At 62.8% G+C, this 19,065-nt stretch carries 15 protein-coding genes; 4 read left to right on the top strand and 11 right to left on the bottom strand.

Annotation, left to right across the window (positions count from 1 at the left end):
- Window positions 1-26: 26 nt before the first annotated feature.
- The 4 genes from NKH17_RS29090 to NKH17_RS29075 form a co-directional block, all read right to left on the bottom strand.
- Complete coding sequence (locus tag NKH17_RS29090) at window positions 27-1,214, bottom strand: PLP-dependent transferase (protein WP_352806888.1); 1,188 nt, start codon at window positions 1,212-1,214, stop codon at window positions 27-29.
- Window positions 1,211-1,945: a FadR/GntR family transcriptional regulator gene (locus tag NKH17_RS29085; RefSeq protein ID WP_352806885.1), complete on the bottom strand. Its 735-nt coding sequence runs from the start codon at window positions 1,943-1,945 to the stop codon at window positions 1,211-1,213. Before NKH17_RS29085 ends, NKH17_RS29090 begins: the two co-directional genes overlap by 4 nt.
- Before the next feature lie 462 nt (window positions 1,946-2,407).
- Complete coding sequence (locus NKH17_RS29080; protein WP_352901343.1) at window positions 2,408-3,781, bottom strand: PleD family two-component system response regulator; 1,374 nt, start codon at window positions 3,779-3,781, stop codon at window positions 2,408-2,410.
- 34 nt (window positions 3,782-3,815) lie between these two features.
- Window positions 3,816-4,232, bottom strand: coding sequence for a response regulator (locus NKH17_RS29075; protein ID WP_352901341.1), 417 nt, complete (start codon window positions 4,230-4,232; stop codon window positions 3,816-3,818).
- A gap of 171 nt (window positions 4,233-4,403) precedes the next feature.
- On the opposite strand from NKH17_RS29075, the gene NKH17_RS29070 reads away from it, so the two are divergent.
- Window positions 4,404-4,703, top strand: coding sequence for a DUF3572 domain-containing protein (locus NKH17_RS29070; RefSeq protein WP_254820136.1), 300 nt, complete (start codon window positions 4,404-4,406; stop codon window positions 4,701-4,703).
- Window positions 4,704-4,887: 184 nt separating this feature from the next.
- On the opposite strand, the gene NKH17_RS29065 is transcribed toward NKH17_RS29070, so the two are convergent.
- Both NKH17_RS29065 and NKH17_RS29060 read right to left on the bottom strand, forming a co-directional pair.
- A complete protein-coding gene (locus tag NKH17_RS29065; RefSeq protein ID WP_352901339.1) occupies window positions 4,888-6,435 on the bottom strand; it encodes a hypothetical protein in 1,548 nt (515 codons plus the stop codon).
- Window positions 6,436-6,532: 97 nt separating this feature from the next.
- A complete protein-coding gene (locus NKH17_RS29060; protein WP_352508837.1) occupies window positions 6,533-7,108 on the bottom strand; it encodes a GNAT family N-acetyltransferase in 576 nt (191 codons plus the stop codon).
- A gap of 68 nt (window positions 7,109-7,176) precedes the next feature.
- Here NKH17_RS29060 and NKH17_RS29055 point away from each other — a divergent pair, with 68 nt between their 5' ends.
- Window positions 7,177-8,505, top strand: a complete 1,329-nt coding sequence (locus tag NKH17_RS29055) for a DNA polymerase IV (protein ID WP_352901337.1) — start codon at window positions 7,177-7,179, stop codon at window positions 8,503-8,505.
- A gap of 3 nt (window positions 8,506-8,508) precedes the next feature.
- Here the strand turns inward: NKH17_RS29055 and NKH17_RS29050 are convergent, their stop codons facing one another.
- Window positions 8,509-9,015, bottom strand: coding sequence for a hypothetical protein (locus NKH17_RS29050; RefSeq protein ID WP_352901335.1), 507 nt, complete (start codon window positions 9,013-9,015; stop codon window positions 8,509-8,511).
- Window positions 9,016-9,189: 174 nt separating this feature from the next.
- Here NKH17_RS29050 and NKH17_RS29045 point away from each other — a divergent pair, with 174 nt between their 5' ends.
- On the top strand, window positions 9,190-10,071 hold the full coding sequence (locus NKH17_RS29045) for a DMT family transporter (protein WP_254820131.1): 882 nt from the start codon (window positions 9,190-9,192) through the stop codon (window positions 10,069-10,071).
- A gap of 9 nt (window positions 10,072-10,080) precedes the next feature.
- Here the strand turns inward: NKH17_RS29045 and NKH17_RS29040 are convergent, their stop codons facing one another.
- From NKH17_RS29040 to NKH17_RS29025, 4 genes are all read right to left on the bottom strand, one after another.
- Entirely contained in the window at window positions 10,081-10,884 is an 804-nt protein-coding gene (locus NKH17_RS29040; protein ID WP_352901386.1) for an ion channel, read from the bottom strand.
- Window positions 10,885-10,992: 108 nt separating this feature from the next.
- Complete coding sequence (locus tag NKH17_RS29035) at window positions 10,993-12,003, bottom strand: methyltransferase (protein WP_352806870.1); 1,011 nt, start codon at window positions 12,001-12,003, stop codon at window positions 10,993-10,995.
- Between the two features lie 39 nt (window positions 12,004-12,042).
- Window positions 12,043-15,570: a DNA polymerase III subunit alpha gene (gene dnaE / locus NKH17_RS29030; RefSeq protein ID WP_352479041.1), complete on the bottom strand. Its 3,528-nt coding sequence runs from the start codon at window positions 15,568-15,570 to the stop codon at window positions 12,043-12,045.
- A 423-nt stretch (window positions 15,571-15,993) separates the two neighbouring features.
- A complete protein-coding gene (locus NKH17_RS29025) occupies window positions 15,994-18,003 on the bottom strand; it encodes an acetyl-CoA carboxylase biotin carboxylase subunit (protein WP_352901333.1) in 2,010 nt (669 codons plus the stop codon).
- Window positions 18,004-18,215: 212 nt separating this feature from the next.
- Here NKH17_RS29025 and NKH17_RS29020 point away from each other — a divergent pair.
- Window positions 18,216-19,065 (top strand): alcohol dehydrogenase catalytic domain-containing protein (locus NKH17_RS29020; protein ID WP_352973113.1); only part of this gene is annotated, 850 nt, incomplete at its 3' end.

Raw genomic sequence — 19,065 nt, 5'->3', positions numbered from 1 at the left:
AGCACTCCCATTTTGAACGGCTCCATTTATCTTTTTGCTTTGTCGAACGCCTGGGCAACGTCAGCCCACAGGTCTTCGACACTTTCCAATCCGACACTGAACCGGATGGTTCGCGGGCTGACGCCGAAGCGCGCCATCGAATTCAGGCCCGGCGTCTGCTCGAGCGAGGCCTTTGCTGGAACGACCAGGCTCTCATGGCCGCCCCAGCTGACGCCGATGCGAAAGAGTTTCAGCGCATCGACGAAAGCCGGGATGTCGACGTCTTCCGTCACCTCGAATGAGAACAGCCCGGCATAGCCGGCAAGCGTCGCCTTGCCCGGATGGTTGGAATAGGCCGGGTGGTTGACCCGCTCGACATGGCCATGCGCTTTCAGCCGTTCGGCGATGGTCAGCCCGCTCTTCATGTGATGCGGCAACCGCAGCGGCAATGTGCGCAGCCCGCGCAGCAACAGCCAGGCCTCGAAAGGCGAAAGTTTGCCGCCGAGGTAGGAATAGGTCTGCTCGTTGATATGTCGGATATGGGCAGCCGAACCGGCCACCACACCGGCGACGGTATCGCTGTGGCCGCCGAGATATTTCGAGGCCGAATGCAGCACCAGGTCGACACCGTGCGAAATCGGCTTCTGGAACACCGGCGTCGCCCAGGAATTGTCGATCGTGGTGACGATGCCCTGCCCTTTGGCCAGCCGCGCCAGGTAGGTTATGTCCTGGAGCTCGAACATCATCGACGTCGGGCTTTCCAGGTAGAGCAGCTTGGCGCCGGGGAGTGCCGCGGCGACCGCGTCCGGATCGGAACCGTCGACATAGTCGACCTTGATGTTGAGCCGAGGCAACAGCCGTTCGAACAGCCGGTAGGCATCGCCGTAGCAATTGCGCACGACAACCATGCGCTCGCCGGCACCGACGAAAGCAAGCACCGTGGCGCTGATCGCCGCCATGCCGCTGGAAAAGCCGCGCGCGGCCTCCGCGCCTTCGAGAGCGGCGACACGCGCCTCGAACTCCATGACCGTCGGGTTGTCGCCGCGCGAATAGATCGGCTGGCGTCGCCTGCCGGCGAATGTATCGGCCATCTCCGAATAATTGGAGAAGGTGAAGAGCGAAGTCTGGTAGATCGGCGGCACCACGGCACCGCCGGGGAAAGGCTCGTCATGGGCGAGAAGCGTCGCTGCCTCGGCGAGATAGTCGTTTTCGAAACCGGCGGGATGATCGCTCATTTCTGGCCTGAAAGTTCGAGTTTGGCCGCGCCGCGCTTCAGATCGTCCTCGACGGTGGCGATCAGCTTGAGCGCCTCGGCCCGGGCCCCCTCCGGATCGTGCGCGGCAATGCGTTCGTAGATGGTGCGGTGGTAAGGAAAGCTGGCGTGGCCGAAATCACGCACGCCGAGCGGATGTTCCCAGAAACGGTGGAACAGTTCGTGCATGGCGGCGATGATCTGCTCGAAGAGCGGATTGCCGGAACTGCGGTAGATCGACTGGTGGAATTCCCAGTCCTCCTCCGCCGACATGCCGGCGCGCATGTGGAAGGCCTGCTCCATAGTGTCGAGCTTGCGCCCGATCTCGGCGATCTCGGCCTGGTCCGCGCGAACGGCGCACAGGGCGGCGGCTTCCGCTTCCAGTGCCCGGCGGATTTCCAGCGTCTGCATCAGGCTTGTGAAATCATTGCCGCCGGCCAGCGTCAGCGGCATGTGCAGCATGTCCAGCGAGACCACTCCCTTGAGATAGGTGCCGCTGCCTTGCCGCCGTTCGACCAGGCCGAGCCCCTCCCAGCGCGTCAGCGCCTCGCGCACGGTGTTGCGGCTGACCTTGAGGCGCTCGGCCAGGATGCGTTCGGTCGGCAGTCTCTGGCCGGGCCCGAGAGCTTCCCGCATTACAAAGCCGGCCAGCGCCTTGAGCACCGCGTCGTCGCGAGCAGTTGCCTGTATGGGGGAAAGGCCGAATTCGGTCATGCCAACGGGTCACCAAATGGCTCAATGGTCCAACCAATTTCTGCATAGAAGACAGGCCCTGTCAACCGACTGCGGGCGCATACGCTCTGCCCAGCCGGCTATTTCAAAGGGCGCTGTCGCTGCCGCAACAAAACCAAAGCGTTTTCCGGGTCTTGGCGCAGAATCCTGATGTGTTTTGAAATTGGGGGCCGGCCGGCGTTTGGCAGCGGTACGAGGAGGCCACTATGTGCCAGCGCCGGCCAGCCGACCCCACGGACCCAGGAGATGCGGCGGACCTGAGCATCATGGGGTATTCTTTGGGTCGAACCGGCGATCTAGACCTCGTGCCGGTTACGTCTAAGGGCTGCACATTTGCGCAACAACTTATGAAAATCAACAGTTTCTTAACCAAGCCTCGCAACTCGCTTGGATTAAGGTAAATTCGTAACCTTGTCGGGTTGACTGGCTAATTCGTCTATGGTGCTACGCCGCCTTGGCGACGACGCGATTGCGGCCGCCGCTCTTGGCCTCATAGAGCGCGAGGTCGGCTCGTTTCATCAGCGCCGCGACCGTGTCCACGCCTTTCAGCACCGACGACACGCCGACGCTGACGGTGACTTCGATCGCTTTGCCCTCGCTGCCAACGGCAAACGGCAGTTGGGCGATTTCGGCGCGAATGCGCTCGGCGACCTTTTCGGCTACCGCGCCGTCCGTGTCCGGCATCACCACCACGAACTCCTCGCCACCGAAGCGGCAGGCTAGATCGATGCCGCGCACATTCTTGCGCAGCCGCCGCGCGAATTCGCGCAGCACGTCGTCGCCGCCGTCATGGCCATGCGCGTCGTTAATGCTCTTGAAGCGATCCAGATCGGTGATCATCACCGACAGCGGCCGGCGCCGTGCCACGGCGCGGTCGAACAGCGTCTGCAGATGGCTGTCGAGATAGCGGCGGTTGTGCAGGCCGGTCAGGGCATCGGTCACCGCCATCTCGATGGTCTGGGTGACGCTGGCGCGAAGCTGGTCGTTGTAGCGCTTGCGGCGAACCTGCGTACGCAGCCGCGCCGTCAGCTCCTGCTGGTCGATCGGCCGCATCAGATAGTCGTTGATGCCGAGTTCGAGGCCGCGGATGATGCGTCCCTCTTCGCCCTCGTCCGCCAGAAGGATGATCGGCAGGAAACGGGTGCGATCGAGCGAGCGCAATTGCGAGCAGAGCCTCAGCGGGTCGAAATCGGCGAAGGCCGTCGAGATCATCACGCATTCGTAGGGCAGCTCGGCGGCCTGGAAGAAGCCGGCATGCGGATCGTTGGCGACGTCGAGATCGGCACTGCCGCGCAGCATCTTCTGGATGCGCTCGAACGAGGATTTGCGCTCGTCGACCAGCAGCACCTTCGGCACCGCGTCGTCGGTGGCGAAGTTGCGGCTCAAAAGCTCCTCGATGCCGATATTGCGTGTCGTCGAGGCGCGCAGCCGCAGCTCGTCGGTGAGCGACTTCAGCCTGACCAGGCTCTTGACGCGCGTCATTAGCTGCAGATCGTTGACCGGCTTGGTCAAAAAATCGTCGGCGCCGGCCTCGAGGCCACGCACCCGGTCCGAAACCTGGTCGAGCGCGGTGATCATCACGACCGGGATGTGCGATGTCGCCGGGTCGCCCTTCAGCCGCCGGCAGACCTCGAACCCGTCCATGTCAGGCATCATCACGTCGAGCAGCACGACATCGACCTTGCCGTTCTCGCAGATCTCGATCGCGTCCGGCCCGTTGGTGGCGGTCAGAACCTCGAAATATTCGGCGAGCAGCCGAACCTCCAGCAGCCTGACATTGGCTGGGATGTCGTCGACGACGAGGATCCGCGCGGTCATTTCACAAAAGCTCCGGCTCGGCTGGAAAAATACATCAGGCATCGCCCAGATAGGATTTGATGGTTTCGATGAAACGCGGCACCGAGATCGGCTTGGAGATATAGGCTTCGCAGCCGCCCTGGCGGATGCGCTCCTCGTCGCCCTTCATGGCGAAGGCGGTGACCGCGATGACAGGGATGACGTGGAGATCGTCGTCCTCCTTCAGCCATTTGGTGACCTCGAGGCCCGACACTTCCGGCAGCTGGATGTCCATCAGGATGAGGTCCGGCCTGTGCTGCCGCGCCAGATCCAGCGCTTCCAGGCCGTTGCGTGTGCGCACCGTCTCGTAGCCGCTCGCTTCGATGAGGTCGCGAAAGAGCTTCATGTTGAGCTCGTTGTCCTCGACGATCATAACCTTCTTTGGCATCGATTTCCCGTCCCGGCCGGCCTTCCACTCGAAGGGTGCCGTCATGCCCCCTTGTCGGCACGCACCAAACCTGTTCCCACTATACGGCAATATGATTGACGAAACGGAAACCGGCCGCCCTAAAAGCTTTCGGATTCCAGGTCGGCGAGCTTGCTGCCGACGACACTTGCCACTACTGCGAAAACAGAACGATTCCGCCCACGAAGGAAGGTAGCGATGGCAAACGCAGCGTCAATGCGCGAGGAAGCGGAAACGATTGCCGTAAAGGCACTGGGCTTCGTCGCCGCCGATCCGGAACTTCTGCCCCGCTTCCTGGCGATCACCGGCATCGAAGCCCATTCCATCCGCCAGGCGGCGGGTGAGCCGGGATTCCTGGCCGGCGTGCTGCAGTTCATCCTTGCCCACGAGCCGACGCTGATGCGTTTTTCCGAGGAGACCGGAACGCCGCCCGCCGCAATCGGTAAGGCATTGCGGGCGCTGCCGCTCGGCGACGACAATCATGAGCGTTCGATATAAGGGACGATCCCGAGACAGATCGCCGCGCCGAAAATCGTGAGTGCACTCGGGCTTTGACGCCAGCCGCGTGGAGAGCAATTCCAGGAAAAGGGTGAAACGGTTTTCCGTCTGGAATTGCGCAAAAACAAAGACATGGAGCGGATCGGCGTTTTCGTGAAACGATGAACCGCTCCAACCTCGGCATTTAGGGTTTCAACTTCGCCCCTGCCCCGCCATCGTCATTCTCGCCCGAGCCATGATCCGGAACGGTAACATCGCTTGGGTCCATGATGGGGTTGTCCTGAGCGGCATCGGCCGGCTTCAGCATGGCGCCGTTGACCGTGACCGAGCCGTCTGCCTTGGCGTTGATGATCCATTCCAGTCGACCATCCGGCAGTGCCTTGCCGAACCCCTTGATGGCGAGTGCGAACGGAAAATACTGTGCCGCTTCCGGTTCGGTCTTGGCCGCCGTCTGCAGGGCCTCCACGATCTTGTCGTAGCCCGCGACATCGATGGTCATGCTCGCCTCCGGCTTCTTGCCGGGGAACGTCATTTCACCTTCCATCGCAATCTCGATGTTGCCGTTCTTGATCGTGCTGTGTCCGAGAGTGGCCTTTGGCGTCTTGGCCAGGAAATCGGCGAAGATCTGCTTGCCGAAATCTGCCGGCAGCGGTGGATCCTTGCTGAAATCAAGGGTTTCGATGGTTTTCTTCGCCATGCTGTCCAGATCGATGTTGGTGCCGCCGAAGTTGAGGGCGATATCGGTCGGCAGCAACGCAACGCTCCAGCTGGGCAGCACCTGCTGTGGCATTGTCAGGCCGGAAACCTTGAACGCGTAGTTGATCTTGCCGTCCTTGGCGATGCCGTCCATGCCGACGGCGGTATTCAGTTGCGTCGCACCGAACTTGCCTACCGGGCTCTCCACCACAAAGTCCTTGAAGCCGTAGGTGCCGTCGATCCGCTCCCACAATGGCAGTGCTGCCGTCAGAAGCGATTTGAACTCCGCCTCATCCGCCTTGAATTTGGCTGCATCATCAGTCGCCACGATGAAAGCAAGCAGGTCGAGCAGCGGCTTTGTCCGCAAACCCTTGCCGGTCGCGTCCACGGAAAGTTCAGGCGCTTTTACAGCAGCCGGAAAACTCAACCCATTTTTGGGATCGTTGACTTTGATCGTTTCGGCGAAGTTCGTTATTTTTTCCGTCACCGTGAAATCGATGCCGCCATTTGCGGATTTGGTCGAAACTATTGCGGCAGTGCTAGCGCCGACCGTGACATCCGCCTGCTGCTTAGGCTCTCGGGTGGTCATCGTCATCCCAGCCATCGAACCGGTTGCGCTCGCGAAAGCAGCCAGGTCGGGGTCATAAACTCCGGTGAACTTGTTGTCCGACACGGAGAAGTCGATGTGCTGCGCCCCCTCAGGGCCAACGAAATCGATAGACCCCTTCGGGGACACGTCCGCCGAAACGTCCCAGTGTCCATCCTTACGTGGCTTGACCAAGATGAAGTAAGGCGTGACGTCGAACTTGAAGGCCTGCTGCTTTGCCATCAAATCCGTGACCGGCTTGAAGTCGAAAGCGAGCTTGTAGGCATCGCCGTCGACTGAAATTTTCACGAACCCAATGTCGAACGGCTTCTTGCCGATATAGTGCGCCAGATCGTCGGAAAGCTGCTTCGCGCCTTGCCTGTCGACCGCTTGGCCGAAGGCCGGTGCGCTGCAGGCAAGAAGTAAAACAACTGGCAAAACGCGCTTCATGTCGATCCTCACTTAGTCGCGGCCCTCAAGCCGCTCTGTCACTGGTAGGCAAATACCATCGCCGCCGCAAGAGAAGGCCTATGTGTTGCGGCGGCTGCTAAAGCACCAGCCGCACCAGCGGTCGGCCTGGCTTGCGTTCGACCAACCGCTGGAACCCGGCCTTTTCGAAGACCCGCGACGAGCCGACGAACAGCCCGATCGACCGCGAATCCTTCGACAGGTCGATGGGGCAGGCCTCGATCAGGCGCGCGCCGTTCTGGCGGGCGAACTCGATGCCGCCTTGGACCAGGCGGTGCGACAGGCCCCTGCCGCGTGCCTTGGTGCGGATGAAGAAGCAGGAGATCGCCCAGACGCCCGGATCGGCGGCGTCGGCGGGGTCGATCGGCGCCGACCCCCTGCCCTGGTTGTTCCATTCGGGCACGTCGGCACGCGGGCCGATCTGCATCCAGCCGACCGCCTGGCCACCCTCGAAAGCCAACAGGCCGGGCGGCGGCCCGGCCTCGATTCGCGCCTTGATGTGGTCCTTGTTGCGCTCGCGATTGCTCGCGCGGCGCACCGCAGGCGCTAACCGGAAATGCGTACACCAGCAGCCGTAACAGGCGCCCTGCTTGCCGAAAAGATCCTCGAAATCCGCCCAAAGCTCAGGCACTAGCGGCGCTATGGTCGTATTCATGAGCTCTCTCCCGGCCCACCGCCTTGTCGTGGCGTCCGTCCTGACGTACCATTGCATTTGTTCTCTTTATGTTCGCAGCGATGGCGGCTCCTGTCAACAACCCCGAACACGGTTTTTGCCGCGACTGCCTGAATTTTCAGCGCAGCGAGGCACGCCGTTGCGAGCGCTGCGGCAGTCCAAGGCTCGCCCGCCATCCGGAGCTCTACCGGTTGCGCCTTGCCCATATCGACTGCGACGCGTTCTACGCGGCGGTCGAAAAGCGCGACAACCCGGCGTTGAAGGACCGGCCATTGATCATCGGCGGCGGCAAGCGTGGCGTCGTATCCACCGCCTGCTACATCGCCCGGATCCATGGCGTTCGCTCGGCAATGCCGATGTTCAAGGCGCTCGAAGCCTGTCCCGAAGCGGTGGTCCTCCCGCCGGACATGGAAAAATACGTGCGCGTCGGCCGCGAGGTGCGCGCCATGATGCAGGCGCTGACGCCGCTGGTCGAGCCGCTCTCGATCGACGAGGCCTTTCTCGACCTCGCCGGCACCGAGCGCTTGCATGGCCTGCCGCCTGCGGTGGTGCTGGCGCGCTTCGCACTCGGCGTGGAAAAGGAGATCGGCATCACCGTTTCAGCCGGCCTTTCCTATTGCAAGTTCCTGGCCAAGGTGGCATCGGACTTCCGCAAGCCGCGCGGCTTTTCGGTGATCGGCGAGACCGAGGCTATCGGCTTCCTGGCCGAGCAGCCGGTGACGCTGATCTGGGGGGTCGGCAAGGCCTTTGCCGTCACGCTCGAGCGCGACGGCATCCGCACCATCGGCCAGCTGCAGCGCATGGAGCGCGGCGATCTGATGCGCCGCTACGGCGTTATGGGTGACCGGCTCTACCGGCTCTCGCGCGGCGAGGACGACCGTCGCGTCGTTCCCGACCAGGACGCGAAAAGCGTCTCGGCGGAAACCACTTTCGACACCGACATCGCCTCCGTCGACGACCTGGTTTCGGTGCTGAGGGCGCTGTCGGAAAAAGTCTCGGCCCGGCTGAAAAAGTCCGGCATTGCCGGACGCACCGTCGTCCTCAAGCTGAAGACCCAGGATTTCAAGATCCGTACGCGCAATCGCCAGCTCGGCGATCCGACCCGGCTGGCCGACCGCATCTTTCAGACCGGGCTCGAACTGCTGCGCAAGGAGGCCGACGGCACGAAATACCGGCTGCTCGGCGTTGGCGTCAGCGACCTCTCCGACGATGACCGGGCGGACCCGCCCGATCTGGTCGACGTCCAGTCACGCAAGCGCGCCATGGCCGAAGGCGCTATCGATACGCTGCGCGGCAAGTTCGGCCGCAGGGCGGTGGAAACCGGCTATACCTTCGGCAAGGGCCGCGATGCCCATCCGCCCGAACCGGTCGAGGAGTGATAGTCAGGTGCGCCGCAGATCGATCCTGCTGGTCACCACACTCTTGCCGGTTTTCGGATCGGTATCGACGACGATCAGCCGCATGCCATCCTCGCCATTCTTCTCGACCGTCATTTGCGCCTTGCGATCGCCATTGACCTCCTTGGCCCAACGAATGCCGAGATTGATCGCGTTGCCGGAGCGGCTGCCGCTCAATTGCGCCGGCCCGGTGCGCGATCCGACATAGGTGCCGGTGTATTTCGTCCCGCTCGATTTGAGATCGGCGCTGATGGCGCGCGTCACCACGATAAGACCGCGGCAGCTGCCGTCGAGCGATAGCGAGCTCGACGTTGCGTCGGAATTGAAATGACAGGAGACATTCACCGTCGGCGCATCGGTGGTGACCTTGACGGTGCCTTTGCCGGCGAAATTCCCCTGGAATGAGCGAAGAAAATCCGGATCGTCGGCATGCGCTGCGCCGGCCCCGGCCGTCAGGCACCCGGCAAGTACAAATCGTGCAAGTGATTTCATCGGACCGCTCCTCGTTGGTATCCAAAACACAGCACGCAAACACTGAGGGACCAACGCTTCCCTCAGCAGCGGGTTCCGGCTTCAACATCACTGTTTGCAACGCTTCACGGCTGGCCCAGTCGAATGCGCCGGCTAGCGGTTGCGATGAAAGCGCCGGCTTGCGACATAGCGCCCATGGCACCCGCACCCTCGATCCCCAAGGCCGCGTTCTGGATGGCGCTGTCGATCGCCTCGTTCCTGGCGATGTCGGTGGCCGGCCGCGCCACGACGGCAGAACTCAACGTCTTCCAGGTGCTCGAGTTGCGCTCGGTGATCGGCTTTTTCATCCTGCTGCCGCTGGTCATGATGTCAGGCGGTTTTCCGGCGATGCGCACCGGACGCCCGTTGGCCCATCTCGCCCGCAACGTCGTCCATTATACCGGCCAGGCTGCCTGGCTTTATGCCTTGACGCTGATCCCGCTTGCGGTGCTGATCTCGATCGAATTCACGACGCCGATCTGGACTGCGCTGCTGGCGGTAGCTTTCCTCGGCGAAAGGCTCTCCCGGCCAAGGCTGGCGGCGATCGTGCTGGGGCTGATCGGCGTGGTGATCATCGTGCGTCCGGGCGTCGGCGCGGTCAATCCGGGGCATGTTATCGTGCTGGGAGCAGCGGTCTGCTTCGGCGTCTCGGTGGTTCTCGTCAAGTCGCTGACGCGGACGGACAGCGTCGTGCGCATCATCTTCTGGATGCTGATCATCCAGTCGGTGCTTGGCCTCGTCCCGGCGCTGTACGAATGGCGCAACCCGCCGCTCGAGCTCTGGCCGTGGATCCTGCTGATCGCGTTTACCGGCATGTCGTCGCATTTCTGCATGGCCCGCGCACTTGTCTATGCCGATGCGACGGTCATCTCGCCAATGGACTTTTTGCGCGTACCGCTGTCGGCGATGATCGGATGGCTGCTCTATCACGAGCAGATCGACGCCTTCACCGCCGGCGGCGCCCTGCTGATCCTGCTTGGCAATCTGCTCAATCTGCAGAAAAAAGCCGCCAAACCTGCGGAAGTGGCGGCAGCGTAGCCCTGCGTTTCAATCGCCGTCGTCGGGTATGTTCAGAACGTGCCCACAGGCCTTGCAATGAACGGCGTCAGGCTCGTGCCGCTGCAGCCCGCATTGCGGGCAAGGAAAGAACACCTTGGTGGGACGGAAGAGCGCCTGTGCAAGCCGGACGAACAGCGATATGGCAATGATCATGGTGGCGATCGCGGTGAGCTTGCCGGCCACACCGGGCAGGACGATGTCACCGAAACCGGTCGTGGTGACCGTGGCGACCGTGAAATACAGCGCATCGACATAGCCCTCGAGACCACCCACGGTGCGGAAGAAGAAGGTGTAGACGAAACCCGTGATGACAAAGAGGAATGTCAGGAAATTGATGACCGCACGGCTCGCCTCGCGCCATCGCCTGAAGCCGCGCATCTCGAGAAATCGCCACAGCGCGCCGCTACGCGACAGCGACCACAGCCGCAGGATGCGCAAAAAACCGAGATTGGCCAGCGCCGTAGGCATCAGCAGAGTCAGCAGGATGAAGGCATCAATCCACGACGCCGGCTGTTTCATCAGGCGCAGCATGTCCTTGGAGGCAAGCAGCCGGGCAATCATGTCGGCGGCGACAAGTGCTGCCACGGAGTAGTCCAGCCAGAGGAACGAAGACGACTTCTGGATCACCGGCGTGGCGATGAAAAAGGCAATGATGGCAAGGTCGATGACAACAGCCGCAAGCTGAAACCGGAACGCCGCCGCTGTGCGCCCGTGATACAGCTTGCGCAACATGTCGCGCAGCCGGGCCAAGGCTGACATATCTTGGGCTCCGTTCTTGTCAGCTACCTTCATGACGATCGCGATAGCCTTCGCTGCGACAGCCGTCCAGTCGACAAGGCAGGCGGAAGCTTGCGCCATCCGACCGATCCCGGCGGTTGCGGCAAATGGCGCCAGCCGCGATCAAACCGGCCTTGCCTCTACAACGCTGATGCGTGGCCCCGCCTGGATGATCTCGGTCACCTCGAAGCCACCCTTTGCCAGCAGCGACTTGAATTCATCGGCCGTCCGCTCCTGACCATCGGGCGCGACCAGCATGTTGAGGTCGGAGAATTTGGCATTCGCCCCCTGATTGGGCGGCTCAAGCACGGCCTCAAAAACCAGCAACTTGCCGCCCGCACGGATCGCCTGGCGACAGTTTTGCAGGATCGCGACGTTGGTCTCGTCGTCCCAGTCATGCAAAATCCATTTGAGCAGCAGCGCGTCGGCCGCCACGGGCAGCTCGGCAAAGAAATCGCCTCCGACGATCTCACAGCGATCGGCGACACCTTTCGCCGCCAGCACCGAGGCGGCCGGCGCTACCACATGCGGTTGGTCGAAAAGGATGCCGCGGCTGCCCGGGGTCGCGGCCAGGACTTCGGCAAGCAGCGCGCCCTGGCCACCGCCGACGTCCATGATGACCGGAAACGACGAAAAATCATACGCCGCCAGGATGGCTGCCGCCACGCCGCGCGAATTCGCTGCCATGGCGCGATCGAAGATAGCGGACTCCTCTGGATGCTCTGCCCGGTATTCCCAGACGCCCTTGCCATGCGCGTGGCGAAATGCGTTCTTGCCGGTTTGGATGCTGTAGAGCAGTTCGCTCCACGCTTGCCGGTAATAAGGCCTTCCGACGAAGGCGGCCCAGGGTGCAGCGGAAAACTCAGCATCGGAGCGCAAGGCGGCGCCAAGCGGCGTTAGCGAGAACTGCCCGTCCTCGGCCTCGTGAAATATGCCGACCGCCGCAAGCGCCCGCAGCAACCGATAGAGCGCGCGCGGATGTGTGTCGGTCAGGCTTGCAAGATCTGCTGCCGAGCGCTTGCCGTCCTTGATGTGGTCGGCGATGCCGAGCGTCGCGGCGACCGAGATCGCCTGCGAGACGCGGTACCCGTTGACCATCCGTGTTAGTTCGAAAGCGGCTGCGCGTTCATCCATGGCGCCCCCCAATCGCCAAAACCCGAAGGTTTCGGTATTTTAAACCAGCTCCACTTCAACCACGCCCGGCACCGCGCGCATGGCTGACGCGATCTGAGGCGAGATACGATAACGACTGGGCAATTCGATCTCGACCTCCCCCTGGCCGTCATCCTTTATCAGCACAAAGCTTACCTGTCCCTCGCCCTTGACGGCAAGCTGGCCGGCAAGCGTGCCGATCGGTGCTGCGTCGCGCACGAAGATGCGTAGCGCTTTCTGGACGCGGCTTGCCTCGTCCTCCAGCGACTGCACGGTCTGGATGCGCAGATTGACGCCTTCCGGCCTGTCCTCGGCCGAAACGGTGATGACCACCGAGCGGCCGGGCTCGAGCAGGTCGCGATATTGCGCCAGTCCCTCGGAAAACAGCACCGCTTCATACTGGCCGGACGTGTCGGAAAACTGCACGACGCCCATCTTGTTGCCGGTGCGCGTCTTGCGTTCCTGCTTGGTGGTGACAGTACCAGCGAGCCGGCCGGCGGCCGCACCGCGTTTGACGGCGGCCGAGAATTCGGCCCAGGTCTGCACCCGCATTTTCTGCAGCGCCGCCTTGTATTCGTCGAGCGGATGCGCCGAGAGATAGAACCCGACCACCTGGAACTCGCGGTGCAGGCGGTCGGCGGCGAGCCAGGGGTCGGTCGCCGGCAAGTTGAGTGCCTGCGACTGTGCGCCCAGCGAGGCGCCAAAGATGTCGTGCTGGCCGGTGACGGCATTCTGCTGCGCCAAGGACGCCAGCCCCATCATCCGCTCGACGCCGGCCATCATCGCCGCCCGGTCGAGACCGAAGCAGTCGAGCGCGCCGGCCATGATCAGGCTCTCGAAGACGCGTTTGCCGACGATCTTCGGATCGACCCTTTCGCAGAAATCGGCGAGGCTCTTGAACGGTTTTTCGCCGCGCGTGGCGACGATGTGCTCGACTGCGGCATCACCGACGCCCTTGAGCGCGGCCAGCGAATAGAAGATGCGGTTCTCGCCGACCTCGAAATCCCGGAACGACGTCATCACCGACGGCGCCACCACTTCGATGCCGAGGCGCAGCGCATCCTGGCGGAAATCGGCGAGCTTGTCCGTATTGCCCATGTCGAGCGTCATCGACGCCGCCAGGAATTCGACGGGGTAATGCGCCTTCAGATAGGCGGTCTGGTAGGAGACGACGGCATAGGCGGCGGCATGCGATTTGTTGAAACCGTAGTCGGCAAACTTTGCCAGCAGGTCGAAGATGAAGTCGGCTTGCGGCTTGCCGACGCCGCGCTCGACCGCGCCAGAAACAAAGCGCTCGCGCTGCTTGTCCATCTCGGCGCGGATCTTCTTGCCCATGGCGCGGCGCAGCAGATCGGCTTCGCCCAGCGAATAGCCGGAGAGCTCCTGCGCAATCTGCATCACCTGTTCCTGGTAGACGATGACGCCTTGCGTCTCCTTGACGAGATGGTCGATCTTCGGGTGGATCGACGCCATCTCCTCCTCGCCGTGCTTTCTGGCGTTGTAGGTCGGGATGTTCTCCATCGGTCCCGGCCGGTAGAGCGCAACCAGCGCGATAATGTCCTCGATACAGTCGGGCCGCATGCCGATCAGCGCCTTGCGCATGCCGGCACTTTCCACCTGGAACACGCCGACCACTTCGCCGCGCGACAGCATGGCGTAGGTTTCCGGGTCGTCGAGCGGAATGTGGGCGAGATCGATCTCGATGCCGCGGCGGCGGATCAGCTTGACCGCCCTGTCCAGCACGGTCAGCGTCTTCAGGCCAAGGAAGTCGAACTTCACCAGCCCGGCCTGCTCGACATATTTCATGTTGAACTGGGTGACCGGCATGTCCGAGCGCGGATCGCGGTACATCGGCACCAGTTCCGACAGCGGCCGGTCGCCGATGACGATGCCGGCGGCATGAGTCGAGGCGTGACGGTACAGACCTTCCAGCTTCTGCGCCGTGTCGAGCAGCGTCTGTACAATCGGCTCGCGCTCGGCCTCCTCGGCAAAGCGCGGCTCGTTGGCGATGGCGTCGGCGAGCTTGACCGGATTGGCCGGGTTCGACGGCACCATCTTGCTCAGCTTGTCGACCTGCCCGTAAGGCATCTGCAGCACGCGGCCGACGTCGCGCAGCACGGCGCGCGCCTGCAGGGTACCGAAGGTGATGATCTGGCCGACCTGGTCGCGGCCGTATCTCTGCTGGACGTAGCGGATGACCTCCTCGCGCCGGTCCTGGCAGAAGTCGATGTCGAAGTCGGGCATCGACACGCGATCGGGATTGAGGAAGCGCTCGAACAGCAGCGAAAAACGCAGCGGATCGATGTCGGTGATGGTCGTCGAATACGCGACCAGCGAGCCGGCGCCTGATCCGCGGCCCGGGCCGACCGGAATGCCTTGCGCCTTGGCCCATTTGATGAAGTCGGCAACGATCAGGAAATAGCCGGGATATTTCATCTTCTCGATGACCCCGAGCTCGAAATCCAGCCTCTCGCGATATTGCTCGACTGTATAGCCGGGCGTCGGCCCGTGCGCCGCCAGCCGCGCCTCCAGTCCTTCATGCGCCTGCCTGGCAAGCTCCTGCGCCTCCGCCTTGACCGCCGCATCGGCGTCGGCGACATCGCGGCCGGCAAAGCGCGGCAGGATCGGGTTTCGTGTCTTCGGATAGTAGGAGCAGCGCAGTGCGATCTCGACGGTGTTGTCGATCGCTTCCGGCAGGTCGGCGAACAGCCTCGCCATGTCGGCCTGGCTTCTCAGGAAATTGTCGGGCGACAGGCGGCGGCGATTATCGGCCGCAACCACGGAGCCTTCGGCGATGGCGATCAGGGCGTCATGCGCCTCATAGTCTTCACGAGAGAAGAAAAACGCTTCGTTGGTGGCAACCAGCGGCAGATCGTGGCGGTAGGCGAGATCGACCGACGACTGCTCGATCGCGCGGTCGTAGCCGGAGACCCGTTCCAGTTCGACATAGAGCCGGTCGCCGAACAGGCCCTTGAGCGCCAGCAGCCGGGTCTCGGCTAGTTCACGGCGGTCCTCTTTCAAGGCATTGCCGATCGGACCGCGCGGCCCGCCGGTAAGGCAGATCAGACCGTCGGAATGGCCCTGCAGCATCTCGCTCGTCAGATGCACCGCCTCGCCGGGCGGTGTCTCGAGGTAGACGCGGCTGACCAGCCTGACCAGATTGCCGTAGCCGGCCTCGGTGGCGGCGATCAGGACCACCGGCCGCATCTCCGGCCCCTGCCGCCTGCGGTCGCGCTGGCTGTCGTTCGCCTCACCGGAAAAGGCGAGGTCGATCTGGCAGCCGATGATCGGCTGGATGCCGTCCTTCACTGCCTTTTGCGCGAATTCCAGCGCACCGAACAGATTGTTGGTGTCCGTGACGGCGATTGCCGGGCATTCGTCCTGCACCGCATGGCCGACGATCTTCCCGAGTTGCAAGGCACCTTCGAGCAGCGAATAGGCCGAATGCACGCGCAGATGAATGAACCGACGCGCCGCCGCCTCTGCCCGCGATGCCTTTGCATAGGCCTCGCGCAGCAAGGGATCGCGTGGAAGTCTCTCATCCGCCATGTTTTTTTCGCGCCGCCTAACAGGGACTCAGTCGATCAAGATGTATTGTCCGGCACCGGGTAACACGAGTCCAGCAGAAGCGATTGGGGCTTTGGACGTTTAGAGCAACCGCCGAAGCTGCCGATCTCCCCCCTCGTGGGGGAGATGTCCGGCAGGACAGAGAGGGGCGCAGTCCCGCCAACCTCAGGCCGGAAACACAAAACCCGCCACAGCGGGCGGGTCGTTGGAGCCATTTAGCACCATATGCAAATTATTAGCATAGCTGCCGGCACAAAGCAAGAACAAAAGACGTTGTGAGGGCAAAAAAAGCGAATTCCGCACGCCCCTCGCCGTGTCCCTCCTCAAGCGAGCGTGCTCAACCAATTGCAGGATCGCGTTCCCTCGCTCCCCCTCCGTCCCGCCAACCTCAAGCAGATTACAGCCTCACGCGAATTCCATGATCACCGCATCGACGGCAAGGCTGTCGCCGGGCTTGGCGTTGAGCTTCGAGACGATGAGGTCGCGCTCGGCGCGCAGCACGTTCTCCATCTTCATCGCTTCGACCACGGCAAGCGTCTCGCCGGCCTTGACCTCCTGCCCCTCGGCAACGGCGATCGACACGACGAGGCCAGGCATCGGGCAAAGCAGCATCTTCGAGGTATCCGGCGCCACTTTTTCCGGCATCAGCCTTTCGAGTTCGGCGGTGCGCGGCAGCATGGCGCGGGCTGTCACCGAGATGCCTTTCCAGGCGATGCGGAACCCGTTCAGCACCGGCCTGACCTGCGCCGCGACCTTGCGGCCGCCGACCGTGCCGCGCCAGATGAGATCGCCCGGCCGCCAGTCGGAGTTCACGGTCAGTGCCTTGCCGTCGATTGTGAGGTCGAGCTCCATCGGAATGGAAATCATCCCTTCGACGATGGCGACCGAAAGATAGTCCGGGCCGATCTTCACCACCCAATCGCGTTTCAACGCGCCGGAATGCGGCGCCAGCCGCCCGCCCAGCCGGTCGAGCCGGTCGCGGCGCAGCAGTTCGACCGCGGTTGCGATCGCGGCCAGTACCGCGTTTTCTTCACTGTTCGGCGCAATGGGCGCGAAGCCGTCGGGATACTCCTCGGCGATGAACCCGGTCGATATCTGACCTTCTCGCCAGCGCGGATGCTGCATCAGCGCCGCCAGGAACGGTATGTTGTGCTCGATGCCGTCGACGACGAAACTGTCCAGCGCCTCCGACATCGCGTCTATCGCCGCTAGCCGTGTCGGCGCCCAGGTGCACAGCTTGGCGACCATCGGGTCGTAGAACATCGAGATTTCCGAGCCTTCGGTGACGCCGGTATCGTTGCGGATGACGATTTCGCCAAATTTTCCCTCTTTCGGCGGCCGGTATTTCGTCAGCCTGCCGATCGACGGCAGAAAGTTGCGATACGGATCTTCGGCATAGAGGCGGCTTTCCACCGCCCAGCCGTTCAGCTTGACGTCGCTCTGCTTGATGGCGAGCTTTTCGCCGGCCGCCACGCGGATCATCTGCTCGACCAGGTCGATGCCGGTGACCAGTTCCGTCACCGGATGCTCGACCTGCAGCCGCGTGTTCATTTCCAGGAAATAGAAGTTCTTGTCGCTGTCGACGATGAACTCGACCGTGCCGGCGCTCTGGTAGTCGACGGCCTTGGCCAGCGCCACCGACTGCTCGCCCATGGCTTTGCGGCTCTTGGCATCGAGGAACGGCGACGGCGCCTCCTCCACGATCTTCTGGTTGCGGCGCTGGATCGAGCATTCGCGCTCGCCGAGATAGAGCGTGCTGCCATGCGCGTCGGCGAGCACCTGGATTTCGATATGGCGCGGATCGACGATGAACTTTTCGATGAAGACGCGGTCATCGCCGAACGAGCTTTTGGCCTCCGACCGCGCCCGGTCGAAGCCGTCGCGCACCTCTGCCTTGCTCCAGGCGATGCGCATGCCCTTGCCGCCGCCGCCGGCCGAGGCCTTGATCATCACGGGATAGCCGATTTCGCCGGCTATTCTTTCGGCATGGGCGGCGTTTTCGACGACGCCGAGCCAGCCGGGCACCGTCGACACCTTGGCCGCATTGGCGAACTTCTTCGATTCGATCTTGTCGCCCATCGCCTTGATGGCCTTGGGCTTCGGGCCAATGAAGACGATGCCTTCCTGCTCCAACGCTTCGCAGAAGGATGCCCGCTCGGACAGGAAACCGTAGCCGGGATGCACGGCCTCTGCTCCTGTGGCCTTGCAGGCGGCGATGATCTTTTCCGCGACCAGATAACTTTGCGCGGCCGGCGAAGGCCCGATATGCACCGCCTCGTCGGCCATTTCGACATGCACGGCGTCGCGGTCGGCATCGGAATAGACCGCGACGGTGACGATGCCCATCTTGCGCGCCGTCTTGATCACGCGGCAGGCGATCTCGCCACGGTTGGCGACCAGGATCTTTGTGAACATGCAGGCCTCGTCCCTCGGCTGCCCTTTTTTACGGGCTTCCCGTTTTATGGGCTTCAGAAGGGCGGTCAAGGCAAAGTCGGAGCCTATCCCGCATGCAGATCGGCGGGCGCTGACGAAAATCCGGGGTCGGAACGTCGCTTCGTGCATAGCGCGAAGCTGAATGGTAAGTTAAATCTAACTTGGATTGCAGACTGTCTTGGGAGGATTGCCTGATGAAAACGCGCGCCGCTGTTGCCGTCGCCGCCGGAAAGCCGCTGGAGATCATGGAGGTCGACCTCGAGGGTCCTCGCGATGGCGAGGTGCTGGTCGAGATCAAGGCAACCGGCATCTGCCACACCGACGAGTTCACGCTGTCGGGCGCCGACCCCGAAGGCCTGTTTCCGGCGATCCTCGGCCATGAGGGCGCCGGCATCGTCGTCGACGTCGGCAAGGGCGTCACCTCGGTCAGGAAGGGCGACCATGTCATCCCGCTCTATACGCCGGAATGCCGGCAGTGCCCGTCCTGCCTGTCGCGCAAGACCAATCTGTGCACCGCCATCCGCGCCACGCAGGGACAGGGCCTGATGCCCGACGGCACCTCGCGCTTCTCGATCGGCAAGGACAGGCTGTTCCACTATATGGGCTGCTCGACCTTTTCCAACTTCACCGTGCTGCCCGAGATCGCGGTGGCCAAGGTCAATGCCGACGCGCCCTTCGACAAGATCTGCTACATCGGCTGCGGCGTCACCACTGGCATCGGTGCTGTGATCAACACGGCCAAGGTCGAGCAAGGCGCGACGGCGGTTGTGTTCGGCCTCGGCGGCATCGGCCTCAACGTCATCCAGGGATTGCGGCTTGCCGGCGCCGACATGATCATCGGCGTCGATGTGAACAACGACAAGAAGGAATGGGGCGAGAAGTTCGGCATGACGCATTTCGTCAATCCGAAGGAGATCGACGGCGACATCGTGGCCCATCTTGTCAACATGACCAAGCGCGGCGCCGACCAGATCGGCGGCGCCGACTACACCTTCGACTGCACCGGCAACACCAAGGTCATGCGGCAGGCGCTTGAAGCGTCGC

It is taken from the genome of Mesorhizobium sp. M1334 (assembly GCF_040317995.1).
GTDB lineage: Bacteria > Pseudomonadota > Alphaproteobacteria > Rhizobiales > Rhizobiaceae > Mesorhizobium.
The sequence above is the reverse complement of the archived record's forward strand: the minus strand, read 5'-3'. Positions and strand labels throughout refer to the sequence as shown.

Excerpts from the sequence above, each read along its gene's own strand:
- NKH17_RS29090 (WP_352806888.1), bottom strand. The coding sequence starts at position 1,214 with ATGAGCGATCATCCCGCCGGTTTCGAAAACGACTATCTCGCCGAGGCA.
- NKH17_RS29085 (WP_352806885.1), bottom strand. The coding sequence starts at position 1,945 with ATGACCGAATTCGGCCTTTCCCCCATACAGGCAACTGCTCGCGACGAC.
- NKH17_RS29080 (WP_352901343.1), bottom strand. The coding sequence starts at position 3,781 with ATGACCGCGCGGATCCTCGTCGTCGACGACATCCCAGCCAATGTCAGG.
- NKH17_RS29075 (WP_352901341.1), bottom strand. The coding sequence starts at position 4,232 with ATGACGGCACCCTTCGAGTGGAAGGCCGGCCGGGACGGGAAATCGATG.
- NKH17_RS29070 (WP_254820136.1), top strand. The coding sequence starts at position 4,404 with ATGGCAAACGCAGCGTCAATGCGCGAGGAAGCGGAAACGATTGCCGTA.
- NKH17_RS29065 (WP_352901339.1), bottom strand. The coding sequence starts at position 6,435 with ATGAAGCGCGTTTTGCCAGTTGTTTTACTTCTTGCCTGCAGCGCACCG.
- NKH17_RS29060 (WP_352508837.1), bottom strand. The coding sequence starts at position 7,108 with ATGAATACGACCATAGCGCCGCTAGTGCCTGAGCTTTGGGCGGATTTC.
- NKH17_RS29055 (WP_352901337.1), top strand. The coding sequence starts at position 7,177 with ATGTTCGCAGCGATGGCGGCTCCTGTCAACAACCCCGAACACGGTTTT.
- NKH17_RS29050 (WP_352901335.1), bottom strand. The coding sequence starts at position 9,015 with ATGAAATCACTTGCACGATTTGTACTTGCCGGGTGCCTGACGGCCGGG.
- NKH17_RS29045 (WP_254820131.1), top strand. The coding sequence starts at position 9,190 with ATGGCACCCGCACCCTCGATCCCCAAGGCCGCGTTCTGGATGGCGCTG.
- NKH17_RS29040 (WP_352901386.1), bottom strand. The coding sequence starts at position 10,884 with ATGAAGGTAGCTGACAAGAACGGAGCCCAAGATATGTCAGCCTTGGCC.
- NKH17_RS29035 (WP_352806870.1), bottom strand. The coding sequence starts at position 12,003 with ATGGATGAACGCGCAGCCGCTTTCGAACTAACACGGATGGTCAACGGG.
- dnaE (WP_352479041.1), bottom strand. The coding sequence starts at position 15,570 with ATGGCGGATGAGAGACTTCCACGCGATCCCTTGCTGCGCGAGGCCTAT.
- NKH17_RS29025 (WP_352901333.1), bottom strand. The coding sequence starts at position 18,003 with ATGTTCACAAAGATCCTGGTCGCCAACCGTGGCGAGATCGCCTGCCGC.